The sequence below is a fragment of the Luteolibacter sp. genome (assembly GCF_039920825.1).
Classification (GTDB): Bacteria; Verrucomicrobiota; Verrucomicrobiia; order Verrucomicrobiales; family Akkermansiaceae; genus Luteolibacter.
In genome coordinates, this window is the sequence record NZ_JBDSCX010000038.1 from 248,240 (window position 1) to 262,751 (window position 14,512).

Annotated in this window: 16 protein-coding genes and 2 tRNA genes; 5 read left to right on the forward strand and 13 right to left on the reverse strand. The window is 58.5% G+C overall.

The window, feature by feature from the left end; all coding sequences use genetic code 11:
- Nucleotides 1-143: 143 nt before the first annotated feature.
- Together ABIQ96_RS10115 and ABIQ96_RS10120 are read right to left on the reverse strand one after the other, a co-directional pair.
- Nucleotides 144-1,583: a hypothetical protein gene (locus ABIQ96_RS10115; protein ID WP_348214460.1), complete on the reverse strand. Its 1,440-nt coding sequence runs from the start codon at nt 1,581-1,583 to the stop codon at nt 144-146.
- Nucleotides 1,580-2,116, reverse strand: coding sequence for a sigma-70 family RNA polymerase sigma factor (locus ABIQ96_RS10120; RefSeq protein WP_348214461.1), 537 nt, complete (start codon nt 2,114-2,116; stop codon nt 1,580-1,582). Before ABIQ96_RS10120 ends, ABIQ96_RS10115 begins: the two co-directional genes overlap by 4 nt.
- Before the next feature lie 186 nt (nt 2,117-2,302).
- Between ABIQ96_RS10120 and ABIQ96_RS10125 the strand changes: the two genes are divergently transcribed.
- The 3 genes from ABIQ96_RS10125 (at nt 2,303) to ABIQ96_RS10135 (ending at nt 5,401) form a co-directional block, all read left to right on the forward strand.
- Complete coding sequence (locus ABIQ96_RS10125; protein ID WP_348214462.1) at nt 2,303-3,349, forward strand: LacI family DNA-binding transcriptional regulator; 1,047 nt, start codon at nt 2,303-2,305, stop codon at nt 3,347-3,349.
- Between the two features lie 91 nt (nt 3,350-3,440).
- Entirely contained in the window at nt 3,441-4,721 is a 1,281-nt protein-coding gene (locus tag ABIQ96_RS10130; protein WP_348214463.1) for a hypothetical protein, read from the forward strand.
- A gap of 2 nt (nt 4,722-4,723) precedes the next feature.
- Nucleotides 4,724-5,401: a YiiX/YebB-like N1pC/P60 family cysteine hydrolase gene (locus tag ABIQ96_RS10135; RefSeq protein WP_348214464.1), complete on the forward strand. Its 678-nt coding sequence runs from the start codon at nt 4,724-4,726 to the stop codon at nt 5,399-5,401.
- 105 nt (nt 5,402-5,506) lie between these two features.
- On the opposite strand, the gene ABIQ96_RS10140 is transcribed toward ABIQ96_RS10135, so the two are convergent.
- Nucleotides 5,507-5,583 (reverse strand) — tRNA-Arg (locus ABIQ96_RS10140).
- Nucleotides 5,584-5,703: 120 nt separating this feature from the next.
- Here ABIQ96_RS10140 and ABIQ96_RS10145 point away from each other — a divergent pair.
- On the forward strand, nt 5,704-6,585 hold the full coding sequence (locus ABIQ96_RS10145; RefSeq protein WP_348214465.1) for a sugar phosphate isomerase/epimerase: 882 nt from the start codon (nt 5,704-5,706) through the stop codon (nt 6,583-6,585).
- On the opposite strand, the gene ABIQ96_RS10150 is transcribed toward ABIQ96_RS10145, so the two are convergent.
- The 5 genes from ABIQ96_RS10150 to argC all read right to left on the reverse strand — a co-directional run bounded on the left by ABIQ96_RS10150 (nt 6,586) and on the right by argC (nt 11,772).
- Nucleotides 6,586-7,785, reverse strand: coding sequence for a nucleoside monophosphate kinase (locus tag ABIQ96_RS10150; RefSeq protein WP_348214466.1), 1,200 nt, complete (start codon nt 7,783-7,785; stop codon nt 6,586-6,588).
- 58 nt (nt 7,786-7,843) lie between these two features.
- The gene (locus tag ABIQ96_RS10155; protein WP_348214467.1) at nt 7,844-8,893 is read right to left on the reverse strand and encodes an acyltransferase; all 1,050 of its coding nucleotides are present in this window, start codon (nt 8,891-8,893) and stop codon (nt 7,844-7,846) included.
- A gap of 87 nt (nt 8,894-8,980) precedes the next feature.
- On the reverse strand, nt 8,981-9,379 hold the full coding sequence (locus ABIQ96_RS10160; protein ID WP_348214468.1) for a hypothetical protein: 399 nt from the start codon (nt 9,377-9,379) through the stop codon (nt 8,981-8,983).
- A gap of 56 nt (nt 9,380-9,435) precedes the next feature.
- Nucleotides 9,436-10,689, reverse strand: a complete 1,254-nt coding sequence (argJ, locus tag ABIQ96_RS10165; protein WP_348214469.1) for a bifunctional glutamate N-acetyltransferase/amino-acid acetyltransferase ArgJ — start codon at nt 10,687-10,689, stop codon at nt 9,436-9,438.
- A 39-nt stretch (nt 10,690-10,728) separates the two neighbouring features.
- A complete protein-coding gene (argC, locus tag ABIQ96_RS10170) occupies nt 10,729-11,772 on the reverse strand; it encodes an N-acetyl-gamma-glutamyl-phosphate reductase (RefSeq protein WP_348214470.1) in 1,044 nt (347 codons plus the stop codon).
- 75 nt (nt 11,773-11,847) lie between these two features.
- On the opposite strand from argC, the gene ABIQ96_RS10175 reads away from it, so the two are divergent.
- Nucleotides 11,848-11,924, forward strand: a tRNA-Pro gene (locus ABIQ96_RS10175).
- Nucleotides 11,925-12,125: 201 nt separating this feature from the next.
- Here ABIQ96_RS10175 and ABIQ96_RS10180 read toward each other — a convergent pair.
- The 5 genes from ABIQ96_RS10180 to ABIQ96_RS10200 all read right to left on the reverse strand — a co-directional run bounded on the left by ABIQ96_RS10180 (nt 12,126) and on the right by ABIQ96_RS10200 (nt 14,510).
- Nucleotides 12,126-12,911, reverse strand: coding sequence for a DNA adenine methylase (locus ABIQ96_RS10180; protein ID WP_348214471.1), 786 nt, complete (start codon nt 12,909-12,911; stop codon nt 12,126-12,128).
- A gap of 18 nt (nt 12,912-12,929) precedes the next feature.
- Entirely contained in the window at nt 12,930-13,154 is a 225-nt protein-coding gene (locus tag ABIQ96_RS10185) for a hypothetical protein (protein WP_348214472.1), read from the reverse strand.
- A 173-nt stretch (nt 13,155-13,327) separates the two neighbouring features.
- The gene (locus tag ABIQ96_RS10190) at nt 13,328-13,672 is read right to left on the reverse strand and encodes a hypothetical protein (protein WP_348214473.1); all 345 of its coding nucleotides are present in this window, start codon (nt 13,670-13,672) and stop codon (nt 13,328-13,330) included.
- Entirely contained in the window at nt 13,638-14,087 is a 450-nt protein-coding gene (locus ABIQ96_RS10195) for a hypothetical protein (protein WP_348214474.1), read from the reverse strand. Before ABIQ96_RS10195 ends, ABIQ96_RS10190 begins: the two co-directional genes overlap by 35 nt.
- Before the next feature lie 24 nt (nt 14,088-14,111).
- A complete protein-coding gene (locus ABIQ96_RS10200) occupies nt 14,112-14,510 on the reverse strand; it encodes a hypothetical protein (RefSeq protein ID WP_348214475.1) in 399 nt (132 codons plus the stop codon).
- Nucleotides 14,511-14,512: the final 2 nt, after the last annotated feature.

Genomic DNA, 14,512 nt, shown 5'->3' on the forward strand with positions numbered 1-14,512 from the left:
ACATCGTGGTGAGAAGTCCGTGATGACACCCAATACGACCAAAAGGGGGGAAAGGGTTTAGTCGGGTGGTGAAAATTTTTCCGAAAATTTTCCGGACCACCGGGAAAGGCATTCACACCGGAGGAAAACCTCCGGTGAAACCGCTAAGGTTCGGCCGGAGCGGCCTGCAGCAACGCAGTCTCGATGGACGAGAAGGCGATGTCTCCGCCATCCCGGTTTCCGATCTGAATGCCCATCACCTGACTGGGCGAGGCGATCTTGAGCTCGGCGATGACCGGAGCCTGGGCGGTGGATCCGTCATGCAGGGTGGCCCTGCCGTCCATTCCATAACATAATGTTAGAGAATGGGTCCAGAGCGAGCAAACCGGAGTGAGCGCCGTCACGGCTTTGGAATAATCATCGCGCAACTGCCAGCGGTGGCTGTTGACGGCGGTGGCGAACACGGTGAGAAATTCCTTCCCCGAAGCATCCACCAACGAAATCGTTTCAACGCCTCCTTTTCGGTTCACCTTGTCGTCGATCATCGTGGGAGGAACCAGATGGAAAGTGAAAATGTAAACGGACCGCGACCCGCTGGCTTCGTGGGGTGAAAGGCGCGCGAGCAGATTGCGGGCCCCCGTGGAAGTATCGAGCACCTGATTGCGGATGATCGTCGGATTGGTTTCGGAAATGGCTTCCCACGACAGGCCGATCGTAGGACGATGCTGGTCTAGCGGCAGACCCTCATCCGTGTGGAAATCGTCCTGAAAGAGCGCCATCTGTTGGGGCAGGCCGGAACGGAAATGTTGGTTCGGAAGACGGATCGGCTCGCTCCCGCCATTGGATTCCAATCGCAGGGCCTCGCCCTTTTTCAGATAGATCGGCTCGCTTGCGCCACGCGGACGGATTTCCAAAAATCCGGATTCCACCCTGACGTTCGCGATCCCATCCGAGAAAACCTCCGCAGTGAACCGCGAATCCAGATTGCGGATGACACCGCCGGGAACATGCACGTCGAGACTGCTCCCCGTTTCACCCACAGAAAATGATCCCATGCCCTCCAACAGACGGATGTTACCCCAGGCATCGACCAGCTCGATGGCTGCGGGTCCCTCGATATTGGCCGTCGCAAGTGGCTTGAGCTGCAAGACGGCGCTTCCCCGTTCCAGCCGCAGGACCTCGCCCACCGCCCACCGCGAATTATCCTGTCGTTGGGCGACGGTTAGACGGCTGTCGGTGCTACCGGTGATGGAAGGCCCGCGGCTCCCCGCCAGCTCCGAGCTGGCAGTGGCACCTTTCCTGAAAAGTAAAAACGTCGAGAAAAGGGTGAGCAGCACGATGGCCGCAATCGCCAGATATCTCGTGTTAGGAAATGACCGCACGCGATCGGACTCAATCTCATCCGCGAGCTGCTCGATTATTTCCTCGCCGTGTGAAAATTCCTTCCCGTGCTCGGCCAGCATTTGATCCACCATCAACAACTCATAGTAGGCCTGGCGGACTTCGGGCCGATCGATCAGCATCCGTTGTACGGCTTCGGCCTCCGGCGGATCGAGTTCCCCGTCGAGCCAGCGGTTGAGCAGACCCTCAATCCGGGGATTCACGGCACGACCTCCCTCATGCGTTCGCCGATGCACAACCGCAATGCCGTACGGAGTTGGAAGAGCCTGGCTTTCAGAGTTCCCACGCTGCGTTCGGTGGCTTCGGCCAGGGATTCGAGGGTGCTTTCAGACCAGTATCGATGCTGAAGCAGTTCACGATCTTTCGGCGTCAGTCGCTCCATGCAACCCGCCAAGGCCAGCCGCCGCTCGGGAAGCTCATCAAGCGCACCCGGCAACTCGATGACAAAGCAATCCAACAACTCCGGTTCAAGTAAAGTGAGCCGCCCCCGCTTGCCACTTCGGAACGAGTTCTTCACTTCCAGATGGGCGATCCGGTAGGCCCAACTGCGGAAACTCGTCCCCGGCGTGAATTTCCTTCGTTTGCGCCAGAGGACCATGTTCACCTCTTGCCGGATATCCGCCGCGAGGTGAAAATCGCCGCAAAGCGTCCTGATAAACAGGATGAGATCATCCTGACAGGCCGTCAGCTCTTGAACGAAGCCGTCAACATCGTCGATTTCCACATGGGTCTCCACTTGAGGTAATACGACACATTCATGAGCAAGGTTTAGTCGGAAGGGAAGAAAATCGCTAAATTTCCAGTCCCAGGTTCTGAAAATCATTTTAAAGGGGTTTCAACCACTCATCTTGCGGCGGCATCGTCACCGGCTCCGGATAATCTGGAAACAGACATCTGAAATGGTCTAGAAACCCGTATCCCCATGGAACAAGACCCAGTCCCCGCCCGCGTGAGTCTCCGCGATATTGGCAGAATCCTTGGCGTGAGCCACGTGACGGTCTCGCTGGCGCTGCGCGACAATCCCCGGATTTCCAAAAAGGTCCGGGAAAAAATCCGCAAGGCCGCGGTCGAAATGGGTTATCAACCCGACCCGATGCTGGCCGCACTCGCGCAGTATCGGAAAGGCAAATCGACCGCGCCGATCACCGCGGCCATCGCCTGGATCAACACCTGGAATCCACCGGAAGGGCTGCGGAAATATCTGGAATTCAACGCCTATTGGGAGGGTGCCAGCAAAGCCGCCACCAAGTTCGGCTACCGCCTGGAGGAATTCCGCCTCGGCGACGGCTGCACCCCCGGACGGCTCAACCAGATTCTAACCGCACGCGGCATCGTCGGTATCCTCCTTCCTCCGCAACGACCTCATCCGGACTGGGGGGATTTTCCTTGGGAAAACTATTCGGTCGTCCGTTTCGGCCGGTCGTTGAAAAGTCCCGGAACCCACATTGTGACCGCCGATCAAGTCGCCAACACACTCCTCGCTTTCCGCAAAATCCAGGAACGCGGTTACAAACGCATCGGTTTCATCACTCACGAAGGCGACATTTTCGAGCGCGGCCATCTGTTCGAAGCCGGCTATCTGATGGCGCAGCGCGGGGTACCTGAAAAACAGCGCATCCCCATCTGCACCATCGGCAACGGCCCGCGCACCGGCCGGGTCGAAACCGTGCTCGCTTGGAAAAAGAAATACAAACCGGACGCGGTTTTCACCGACATGAGTGAAACCCCCGACATCCTGAAACGCGCCGGGATCCGGGTACCGGAAGACATCGGACTCGCCGTCACCACCGTACTCGACAGTACCGCCGACGCGGGAATCAACCAGAACCCCGAGGAAATCGGCCGCGTGGGATTGCTGATGCTGAATTCCCTCATCAATGATGGGGCCCGCGGAGTTCCGACGATTTTCCGCCAGAACCTCGTGGAGGGTGTGTGGGTGGACGGATCCACGCTGCCTGACAGGAATTGATCTAACGAAAAATTTGCCGCAGGCACCGTGGCAAATGATGACTCGCCAAGCGCCTTCAAATGCGCAGGATATGGCGTCAATTGTTTCCCCCATGCAAAGACGCATCCCTGTTCACGGCATATCGATCGCCATTCTCGCGATGGGACTCGGCAACTCCGCGAACGCGGAGGCAACGCTGTTTGATTTTCCATTTTACTTCGCCGCCCCCAGGACCGCGTGGGGCGAGGCGCGGGAATTGAAAGCCGGTGCCGAGCTGCCCGGCGGCGCCGTGGTCGTGGATTCGGAAATCGCCGGACTGCCTGAAATCCCCGCCGGCCTGCGCTTCGTCGTCCTGCCCGACACCCCGCCCAACCGCACCGCCGCGTGCAGGATGTTGAGTTCGAAGGGGCTGTTGGAAGACGGCGACGTGGTGCTGACCTTCCGGCCCGACTGGGCGGATACCATGGCCTATCCGCACATCCAGATGGGCATCAGCCATTCGGGGTTCATCCACACCCGCAACGGCACCGCCTACAATCTCGACATGCCGCTGGACGAGGAGTTCAACAAGGCGTTCAACAGCGAACTGAACAGCAAGCATTACCTCGAGGCCAAGGCCGTGCATGTCCTGCGCCACCGGGATTTCCACGAAGCCGACCTCAAGGATTTCCGGCAGTTCATCGACGAATTTCTAACTGACGTTCCAACGATCCGGAAAAAGGGACTGTTGCCGTTCAATTCCGACTACCTGACCCCGCGTTATGCGGCCTATCAGATCACCCCGGCGCAGTCGGTGGATCGCTTCCGCACCATCGCCCTGTCACCCGGATCGCAGGACAGTCCGATGAAAATGTACTGCTCGGAATTCGTCTGGCACATGCAGTCGCTCAACGGAAAACTGCATGACAATGCCCCGGTGATCTTTCCTCCCGCGGATTTCGTATCACTCACCGGTGGCGAGGGGATGGCGGACGGCCCCCTAACTGTACTGACCTCCGCGGGCGCCAAGCTCCCGCCGGAGCGGAAACTCGAACTCTCCGCTGAAATCTTCACCGACACCGACGCACCCCAGCTTTCCACCGGCCACAAGGCCACGGCCAAACAGGTGAAGCCGCTCATGGACCAGCTCTCCGTCTACTATCAGATGGTCCTCGGCAACAGGAATTCGACGACGATCAACGGCGTTGAAGTCGCCCGGGACAACTATGCCGGATCGATGAACGCCAGCATGCCCGACAACTATTCCCCAACCACCTTCATGCTGAATTCCTTTCTTCCCGCAGGCCATCCTGACCGCAAGTTCGACTATCTCTATACTTTGGTTTTCGTCCCGAACGACGACTACCGCAAGGCGCTGGAAATCGCGAAACAGGAAAGGAAAAGCAAGCCGTGAAAATGCCCGTTCTCCTGGGAGTCGTCATCGCCGGCCTGCTTCTAACGGCCGGAATCCTTCACGTCTCGGCGGAAGCCATCGGCGTCGATTCACTTTCCGGAATGCTGCGGGATGGCGACCTGATTTTCCAGGAAAGCCAGAGCCGCCAGTCCGGCGCCATTCGCGCGGCCACCGGCTCGAAATGGACGCACATGGCCATCGTCGTTTCCGACGGCTCGAAGACCCGCATTCTGGAGGCCGGCGGGAAGGGCGTGGCCTATATCAGCCTGACGAATTTCGTGACCGCCAGCAACGACCGCCACATCGCCGTGAAGCGGCTCAAGAACGCGGCCGCCGTTCTAACCGCTGAAAAAAGGCAGGCCGTCCACGACGCCCTGATGAGCGACCTCGGTAAATCCTACGACACGCTGTTCGAATGGTCGGACAAGAAGATCTATTGCAGCGAACTCGTCTGGAAAGCCTACAACAAAGCCTGCGGCGTCTCGATCGGCGAGGTCCAGACGGTCCGTGACCTGAGCTATCAGAAACCCGAGGTCGAGAAACTCATCGAAGAACGATTCAATCTCAGTTCGCAGAAGATTTCCAGATCGGGCCTGTTGGACGAGAAAATCATCACCCCCGTCCGGATGTTCAGCGCACCGCAGCTCGAAACGGTCTTCGACGGCAAAATCGTGGAGTGAACGGAGATCCGGGAGGACGATATCGCCATCACCTGATCGCTTGGTTAATCACACTCCCCCGCACAAAAAAACCCTGTAACCTTTTGAGTTACAGGGTTTAAAGAGTGGTACACCCGGAGGGATTCGAACCCCCGGCCTTCTGATTCGTAGTCAGACGCTCTATCCAGCTGAGCTACGGGTGCCTTGCGCCATGCGCGGGGCGGAAAGAAGCCGAGTTTTCGAGCAGGTGTCAAGAATTTCGGCAGGAAAATGTCCGGATGACAAAGCTTGGCTTGGTAGGAGGGATTGCATAGGAAGCTCTTATGAACCGCAGAACCTTCATCCGGACAACCGCCGCCACCACGCTCGCCATCAGCCAGACTGGGAGCCTGATGGCTCTGGAAGCGGAAAACTCGTTTCGCAAGAACCTCGGGATCCAACTTTACACGCTGCGCAACGAGTTGGAAAAGGACGCCGCAGGGACTTTGAAAAAAGTCGCGGCCGACGGTTACAAACAGGTCGAGCCTTACGGATTTCCCCATGCGGAGGCGATGATCGCCGGGGCGAAGGACGCGGGCCTGGAGATCCATTCGTCGCACTTTGAATGGGATGCGGTGGTGAATCCCAAGGACGAGAGCCTACCGGATTTCGCGAAAATCTTGGACAAGGCGCATGAGATCGGGCTCAGCCATCTGGTCATTCCGTATCTCAAGGAGCCGAACCGCACGACGCTGGATGATTACAAAAAGGTCGCCGCGCATGCGAACAAAGCGGCTGCGATGGCCAAGAAGGCCGGGATCCAACTCTCCTATCACAACCACAATTTCGAATTCGAGCCGAAGGAAGGAGGCAAGCGCGGCTATGATATTTTCATGGAGGAATTCTCACCGGACATGCAGTTCGAGATCGATGTGTTCTGGGTGAAAGCGGGCGGCGTTGATCCGGTCGAGTTGATCAAAAAACTCCACGGCCGCGTCTCGCAACTGCACCTGAAGGATCTCAAGGAAGGGATTGCGAGCCCCTCGTATTCCACCGATCTGCCGAAAGACGCGTTCCAACCGCTAGGCAGCGGCATCATCCCGATGGAGCCGATCATCGTGGCCGCGAAGGCCGCCGGAGTGAAACACTGCCACGTCGAGCAGGACCAGTCGCCCGATCCTTTCGCCGACATCCGCAAGAGCGTGGTCTATCTGGAAAAGCTATGATCAGCCGCGGCGGATTTTCGAGCCGTTGAAAAGGATGGTCATTCGATAGACGCGCTTCGTGCGCACCTTGATCTCGCCGGTCGTTAGATCGAAGCGCTCGGGGATTTCCTGATGGTGGATGTCGACGCTCGCCCGGAAACCGCGTTCGGAAAAGATGTCGATGAGAATGGCGATGGCTGTCGGGTCTTCGAACAGGCATTCCTCGGAATTGATCATCGTCCGCCCGCTGACGGCGTAGCGCTTGATGATCGGCATCATTTTCACCTGGATGAAATCGACGACGGCGAGGAACAGCCGCGGGTGCTCGATCTGATAGCTGTCGAGCCGGTTGACGAGTTCCTGGCGGGCGCCCTGGACGATTTCATCGGCCAGCGGGATATGCCGCAGCGTGTCGTAGGTCCGCGGGTCGAGTTCCAGCGAGCTTTGATATTCGAGCTCGCTGATGATGTTCTGTTGGACGACATCGATCGGCGCCTGGGCGTTGATGAAATGGTAGTGGAAAATCTGTTTGAGCGAGACGAGCGCGTCGTAGGTCTTTTCCTTGAAGGTGCGGTAGCGGTTGCGCGCGAGTTCCGGATCGAAGTCGGTGTTGCGCTCCTCCTCCAGCGTGCCGACGCCGGACTGGCGGGCCTCGGCATTTCTAACGATCGCCTCGCGGCCCCGCTTGAGTTGGCGGACAATGCTCTCCGCCTCGTCGACGAACAGCACCATGATGTGGAAAATCGGCTGGCGAAAATGATGGGCGCGCGGCGTGTCGGAAAACTCGCGGCGCAGCAGCACCATCTGGTCGTAGAACATTTTCAAACACTCCACCTGCACGTTGGTCCGCGGGAAGCCGTCAAGCACCGCGCTGTCGCGGAATTGCGGCTTCAGCAGCTCGCGCAGGAGCAGCCGCAGCACCTCCTCGTCGCCAACCATCCCGCCGCGGGCCTTGATGACCTGCGCCTCGGGCGAAGCCAGCAGCTCGCTGATGACGATGGGCGGCGCGGAAATCCCCCGGACTTCGCAAATGAACGCCGTGTTTGTCCCCTTACCCGAACCCGGAGCCCCGCCGAGCAGGATCAATTCCTTGGGAAATAACAGGCTTTCGCGGCCTATTTCCGCTTCGAGTTCCTTCCACACCCGGTTGAAAATCAACTGGGCGTCCTTGATTTCAAGGTCGGGCGTTGCGGGAGTGGAAGTGGAAGGGCGGGAATTCACGATGGCCGGGACTACACAGCATCCGCCGACTGAGGTCCAGAACCGCGCGTGGGAATTTCTACCGCCCTCCTGTCGCCAGCGCTATGAGACGGGGAGACAAGGCTTTCAAAACCCAATAGGCGCCCACGCACAGCGGGAAGACAATCAATGGCACGATCAGGTAGCAAAAAATAGAACCATAGCCCCGCAGGCCGGACACCTGCCACATTTTGCCGATAACGGTAAACAACAGTGAGTGGGTGGCATAAACGAAAAACATCGCCGGCCCGAGAACCGAGAGGCGGCCAAGCCAAGGCGTCGATACGGTGGCAATGGCCAGCATCAAAGCAAACGCGGCGCTGCCGATCTGCAACAACGGATAGGGAACGACGAAGGCCCCCATGGTCATCCAAATGCCAAGCAAGATCCAGCTGACACAAAACAGAACACTGCCACGGACCTCCGGAAATTTATCGGGCGGCAGGCTCTCGCGCATCCAGTGGCCCAGGAGATAATAGCCGAGCGAAGAGGCCATGGGCACCGGGACCAGCAATAACAGCAGCCACGGCAGAAGCGGGATTTTCGGCAGATAACGGCGAATGAAAAAAGCGAGGAACACCACGACAATCAGATCACGCAAAAACCAGAGTTGAAAGACGATGGGCCACCTGCCGATTCCAAACATCGCCGAGACGATGGACGAAAATGTGAGCTCGACATCGAAATAAGCTCCCTGCCCGCGGAAACCGGAATCGAGTCCGAGGATCTTGATCAAAAGCACCAGCGAAAGGACGGAGAGGTTCCAGAATAAGAACGGAATGACCAGTGTCCGGATTTTTTCCAATGAATACTCCCTGAAACTGATGGACCGGGAATCGAGTTTCCTTGCCCCAAGATAGCCAGAGAGCATGAAAAATGCGGGAACCGCTCCCACGGCGATGAATCGTTGCAGAAACGATACGACCGGCGTCGTCCAGAGTTCCTCATTCACAGGAGAGTGAACCAGCAGGACCATGAACATCGCGATCACCCGGAGCTGATCCAGGACGGGGTATCGGGGGGAGGTCATGTGGGTTTCGCTGATCCGTCCACGCCGGGGCCGGTGGGTTCGACATCGAACGACAATCATTCGTGGCGATCGAACTCGATGAGCCACCGCTTATCCGCTAGCCCGCCAGGGGTCAATCAGGATTGACGATCGATTGCAGGCCACAGGTCAATCGATATGCACCCTGCCGGTGAAGAACCACTCGCCGCCCACCTCGATCATTTCCACGGTGTCTCCGCCGGGAATGAAACCCCAGTGACGAACAGGAGACGGACAGACTCGGGCTGTCGATCCGGAAAGGTGGATTACCGAGTCTTCGCGGAGAGTAGTGGCGAACGTGCGGAGCCGCTGGAAATCGGATGGAGAGAGCCGGGAATGCGGAGCGGTCAACGCTCCGGCAGCGGCCGTATCCCCCGAAGCGAGGGCGACGGCCATCCGACCATAGCGGATACGGATTTTTCCCATGATCGCGTCGTCGCGGGAACTTTCCATCAGATAGAGCCCGCCGCAGGCGAGAAATCCCATGGACGCAACGATCCAGATGACACGTGTCCGGATGATGAGCATGGGGGCTTCTGAAAAATTCGAGGAGCCACGCCAGGGCCGGCCGCGCGGCGGTTCCATCACACCAGCCCGTCCTTGCGCGCTTGTTTCCAATACGCGTATTCGGAGCGGTTGAAGTCGATGTATTCGGGCGAGAGATCGCTGGAATACATCGTGTAGTCGGCCTCTCCCTGGTTGAGGTTGATGACAATCTCGAACTCGGGGTGGGAAACGGCTTCGCGGAGCTGGTCCATCGGCGTCTCGGCCTGGAGACCGCCGATGCAGGCGGCTTTTCCGCCGATGTGGATATCGACGAGCTCCTCGCGGATGCGTGCGCGCGAGTAGCCGACGGCATGGATGATGCGGCCCCAGTTAGGATCGCCGCCGTTCCATGAAGATTTGACGAGGGCGGATTTGCAAACGGCTTCGGCAACCTTCTTCGCGTCGAGGTAGGTTTTGGCGCCTTCGACTTTGACGGTGACGAACTTGGTGACGCGTTCGCCATCGCGAACCACCGCCTTCGCGAGTTCTAACATGAGCCAGCGCAAGGCACGCCGGAATTGTTTGCAGAGAGCGCTGTTGCGGCGAAGTGCCGGCATTTTGGCGGCACCATTGGCGAGGACGATGACGGTGTCGTTGGTGGACATGTCGCCGTCGATGGTGATGCGGTTGAAACTTTCCTCGACGCACTCCAGCACGGTCTTGCGCAGATTTTCCGCCGGAATGTTCGCGTCGGTGGTGATGAAGCAGAGCATGGTCGCCATGCTCGGGGAAATCATGCCCGCGCCCTTCACGCAGCCGCCGAGGCGGACACGGTGCTCGCCGAGGTCGAAGGAAATGGCGACTTCTTTGGCATGGGTGTCGCTGGTGATAATGGCGTTGGCGACATCCGAGCCGTTTTTCGAACCGAGCCGCTCTAGCAGCTCATCGTATTTCGGCTCGAAGCGCACCATCGGCATGGGCAGGCCGATCACGCCGGTGGAGGCGACGCCGATTTCCGAACGCTTCAATTTCAGCGGCTTGGCGACGGCATCGCACATCGCGTTGGCATCGCGGATGCCTTGGACGCCGGTGCAGGCGTTGGCGTTGCCGGAGTTCGCGATGATGGCGCGGAGATTTCCTTTGCGGAGATGGGTCTGCGAGACGCGGACGGGCGCGGCTTTCACGCGGTTGGTGGTGAAGGTGCCGGCGGAGGTACACGGCTTTTCCGAGTAGATCAGCGCGAGGTCGAGGCGCTTGCTATCAGGATTTTTAATCCCGCAGCTCACGGCACTGGTTAGAAAACCCAAAGGCGCGCCGACGCCGCCTTTGATTCGGGAAAATGGGAAGTCCATGGCAAAATAAGGGAAACAGCGGGCGAGACTGGCGGCTTCCTAGAAATTTTGCAACCCTCCAGTGGGGTCCATTCCGAACATGAGGTTGAAGCACTGGACGGCTTGGCCGCCGGCACCTTTTCCAAGGTTGTCCTCGGCGCTCATCAGGATGACGCGGCCGGTGCGCGAATCGACCTGCCAGCCGATGTCGATGAAGTTGGTGCGGGTGACGTTTTTCGTATCCGCACAACCGCCACGGCCGAGCAAGCGGACGAACGAGGCATCGGAGTATGCCTTGTCGAGCGCCGCGCCGATGGCCTCCGGCGACACCCCGGAACGGAGTTTCGCGGTGGTGGTGGTGACGATGCCGGAGTTCACCGGGATGAGATGAGGAAGGAAGGAAATGGTCACTTTTTCGCCCGCGGCGAGGCTGAGTTCCTGCTCGATCTCGGATAGGTGGCGATGCTTCGGCACACCGTAGGCCCGGGCGCTTTCGTTGCACTCGCAGAACAGCAACGTGAGGTCCGCCTTCTTCCCTGCTCCGCTGACACCGCTCATCGAGTTCGCGACAATGGTCGCGGGATCGATGAGATTTTCGCGCAGCAGCGGCAGCAGCGGCAGCAGGATGCTCGTCGGATAACAACCGGGCGCGGCTACCAATTTCGCAGCCGCGATTTCCGCAGCGCGGATTTCCGGCAAGCCATAGACCGCCTGCGTCAGCATTTCCGGCGCGGGATGCGGGTGGTCGTAAAATTCCTGATAAACCGCGGCATCGCGCAGACGGAAATCCGCGCTCAGATCGATGACCCGCAAGCCCCGATCCAGCAAGGCGCGGGCGATCTCCGCAGCGACGCCGTGGGGCAACGCGAGGAACGCCACTTGCGCCCCGGTCGCCGCAATGGCATCCGGATTTGGCTCGATGAAGGCAAGATCCGCACCCGGAGCTTTTTGGAACCTCGGAAACACGGAGCCCAGCGATTTTCCCGCTTCCTGGCGGGAAGTGGCGGCCACGAGTTCCACGCCCGGGTGGATGAGCAGCAGGCGGAGCAATTCCATCCCGGTGTAGCCGCTGGCTCCGACGATGGCTGTTTTGACGCGATTCATGCGGGGGACATCGCACGATTTTCCGTGCTTGCCAATCCGCATTTCCCCTGTTTCCTTCGCCATCCGTTTACGAAACGGGCTGTAGCGCAGTCTGGTAGCGCACCTGCCTGGGGGGCAGGGGGTCGTGGGTTCGAATCCCGCCAGCCCGACCACTCTAGTTTTATCGGGGATTCAAGGGGTTTCATCGCGCACCAAGGAGAAAGGTCTTGGGAAACTGGAAAAAGGCTTAGGAGGCCTTAGAAACCCTTAAAGGACGGGGATCTGCCGACCTCGACGCCGGAGCACCGGCGAGACGAGGTTTTGTGAACGAACAGGGTAGAATCACGGGGAGTGGAAAAGGTTTTGTTAATTTCTCAGCAGACCTCGGCTCGAATGATGAGTTCGTGGTAAACCGGGTTCTTGCGGCGAGAGGACCGGCAGTCGATGCCGTTGGCACGGGCGACGGCGGTGAAGTGGAAGCCTGCGAAGATCTCCCGGCATTCGGGGCTGTCGTCAACGGTGACGAGCCATTTGCCCTTGATCGTGTCCAAGGCCTGACGGAAGGCCAGCATCGTCGGGGGCTTCCACGCGGCGTAGTTGGTGGCACTGGCGCGGATGTAGGGCGGATCAAAAAAGAAGAAGGTGCCGTCGGCGTCGTAGCGGCGGATCAGTTCCTGCCAGTCCAGGTTCTCGATGTTCACGCGGTCGAGACGCTCACAGACGGCGTCGATGTTCTGGCGGACACCGGAGAGCCGGGTGTTGCCACCTCCGCCGCCGCTAACCTTCGTCGTTCCATAGGAGTCCATCTGTCCGCCGAACGACCAGCGGTTGACCAGGAGAAAGCGGGCGGCCCGCTGGATCTCGGTCAGGCCGGGATTGTTGAGGAAGAGTTTGAAGAGTTCACGGCTGTTCGGGGTCAGGGCCAGTTCTCGCTGCATTTCCGGGCCGTGGTATTTGACCTGGCGTAGGAGGTTGACGAGATCGCCGTTGATGTCGTTGAACACCTCAACCTTGGCCGGTTGTTTGGCGAAGAGCATTGCGCCGCCACCACCGAAGGCCTCGACGTAGCATTGGTGCTCGGGGATGAGCGGAAGAAGGTATTTCAGCAGGCGGCGCTTTCCGCCTGCCCAGGCGACGAGTGGTTTGGGTGCTTGGGGCATGGCGGAATTTTTAGGTGTTCACCGGAACATGCGCAAGGATGGATCAAAATCAGCCGTCAAACTCGATACCCAACCAAGAAATATCTGAACGATGCGATGAATCGGCGAATCGCCGCTCATCAAGATAAACGTATTCGGGGCATGGTGGACATGTTCGGACGCGAAGCCATCCGCAGAACCAAATGTGAGTTCCTTTTCGCGCCCCGTCAGGACATACTTGGACGCCACGTTCGTTGACTTCATGAACGGTTCCGAAGAGCCACATGGCCTCCACTCCCGTCCCGCCGGTTGTGAGCTTCCGTTTACGGGTTTGTTTTCCCAGTTGCGACAGACAGGCAGCATAATAGATGCGAGTGCCATACTTCAAACTATCAGCTTGAGCGGATGTCAAAAATGCAGAAAGAGGCTTTAGCGTGTCACTCATCGGTCACTTCCGGTTCGTCCTGGATCAGGCCGCGCTGCCGCGCCCATTCGCGCATGGAGGGCATGACGTTGCGATCATTGTAGTGTTTCGGCTTTGGTTTCCGGACGCGTGCTTTGTTCGGCGGATGGCCAAGAGCGATGCGGATTTCCTCGCGCCAGAGTTTGAGCCGCCAGCCGTGTTTCCACATGAACGGATAAGCTTCGCGGAGTTTGACGCGGAGTTCCAGAACATCCTCCCTCGGCAGCGACTCCACCGGGCCGAAGACGTTGTCGTCGATCACCTTGCGGATCACGGCTCGGGCCTCAAGCCTGCGCGGACTGATTGTGCCTTTTTTCATGTTTGATGAGGGCGATGAGGACATTGGTTAGCTGCTCTTCGTTGCAGAACTTGTAGGCAGTGCGGGCGACTTTCACGGCGGTGCCGTCGATGTAATTGTCCGTGAGGTTCATCCGCTTCTGGATCTCAGCGATTTTGAAACGCACGAGTTTGCAGGGCTGGTCGGCGAGATCCGCTTGGCGCTTGCCGTCCTTCGGAGTGGCGATGGCGGCGAATTTCTTGAGGCATTCGTTGAGCGTGCGGTTGGTGAGATCCTTGGATGAACATGCGACGCCGGTGACGGTGACATGGATTTCCTTTCGCATTTCCTCGGCTTCGTCTTTGGTGTAGTCCGCCGCGATGAGAACCTTTTCGGCTTTTCGCCAATTAGGCCAGTAGACGCTGTTGAGCTGTGCTTTGTTAATTCGTTTTGCCATGGCTGATTTCGGTGGGGTTGGTTGTTAGTGGAAGAGTGGAAATTGGATGCCGTTGGCCTGACGGAGCGCGGCGGCGAAGGCGGCTTGTTTGGTCGGGTGTTGTTCACCCATCACGCGGGCGAGGCCTTTTTTGTGGCGGACGCCTTCGTAGTAGAATCCACGGGGACCTTCTTTCTCGATGAACTTCCAGCCTGCGTCGGCAAGGCTGTTGGTAATCCGTTCGAGGAGTTCAAACTGATAATTCCCCCAGCTCGGGCCTTTAGCTCTGGACTTAAAACCGAACGCGGATTTCGAATCGGATTGAGCCCACTCGTAAAACGCCTCCTGATAGGGTTCCAATTTGATAGTCGGCTTTACCTGCGGAAACCCCATCCCTGTGAGGGCAAGGCGAATTGAATCAATGTAGTCTTCGGCTGCGGACATGG

Coding starts and splice junctions, on each gene's coding strand:
- ABIQ96_RS10185 (WP_348214472.1), bottom strand. CDS start 13,154: ATGAAGTCAACGAACGTGGCGTCCAAGTATGTCCTGACGGGGCGCGAA.
- argC (WP_348214470.1), bottom strand. CDS start 11,772: ATGAATCGCGTCAAAACAGCCATCGTCGGAGCCAGCGGCTACACCGGG.
- ABIQ96_RS10125 (WP_348214462.1), top strand. CDS start 2,303: ATGGAACAAGACCCAGTCCCCGCCCGCGTGAGTCTCCGCGATATTGGC.
- ABIQ96_RS10145 (WP_348214465.1), top strand. CDS start 5,704: ATGAACCGCAGAACCTTCATCCGGACAACCGCCGCCACCACGCTCGCC.
- ABIQ96_RS10200 (WP_348214475.1), bottom strand. CDS start 14,510: ATGTCCGCAGCCGAAGACTACATTGATTCAATTCGCCTTGCCCTCACA.
- ABIQ96_RS10155 (WP_348214467.1), bottom strand. CDS start 8,893: ATGATTGTCGTTCGATGTCGAACCCACCGGCCCCGGCGTGGACGGATC.
- ABIQ96_RS10160 (WP_348214468.1), bottom strand. CDS start 9,379: ATGCTCATCATCCGGACACGTGTCATCTGGATCGTTGCGTCCATGGGA.
- ABIQ96_RS10180 (WP_348214471.1), bottom strand. CDS start 12,911: ATGCCCCAAGCACCCAAACCACTCGTCGCCTGGGCAGGCGGAAAGCGC.
- ABIQ96_RS10195 (WP_348214474.1), bottom strand. CDS start 14,087: ATGGCAAAACGAATTAACAAAGCACAGCTCAACAGCGTCTACTGGCCT.
- argJ (WP_348214469.1), bottom strand. CDS start 10,689: ATGGACTTCCCATTTTCCCGAATCAAAGGCGGCGTCGGCGCGCCTTTG.
- ABIQ96_RS10130 (WP_348214463.1), top strand. CDS start 3,441: ATGCAAAGACGCATCCCTGTTCACGGCATATCGATCGCCATTCTCGCG.
- ABIQ96_RS10135 (WP_348214464.1), top strand. CDS start 4,724: ATGCCCGTTCTCCTGGGAGTCGTCATCGCCGGCCTGCTTCTAACGGCC.
- ABIQ96_RS10190 (WP_348214473.1), bottom strand. CDS start 13,672: ATGAAAAAAGGCACAATCAGTCCGCGCAGGCTTGAGGCCCGAGCCGTG.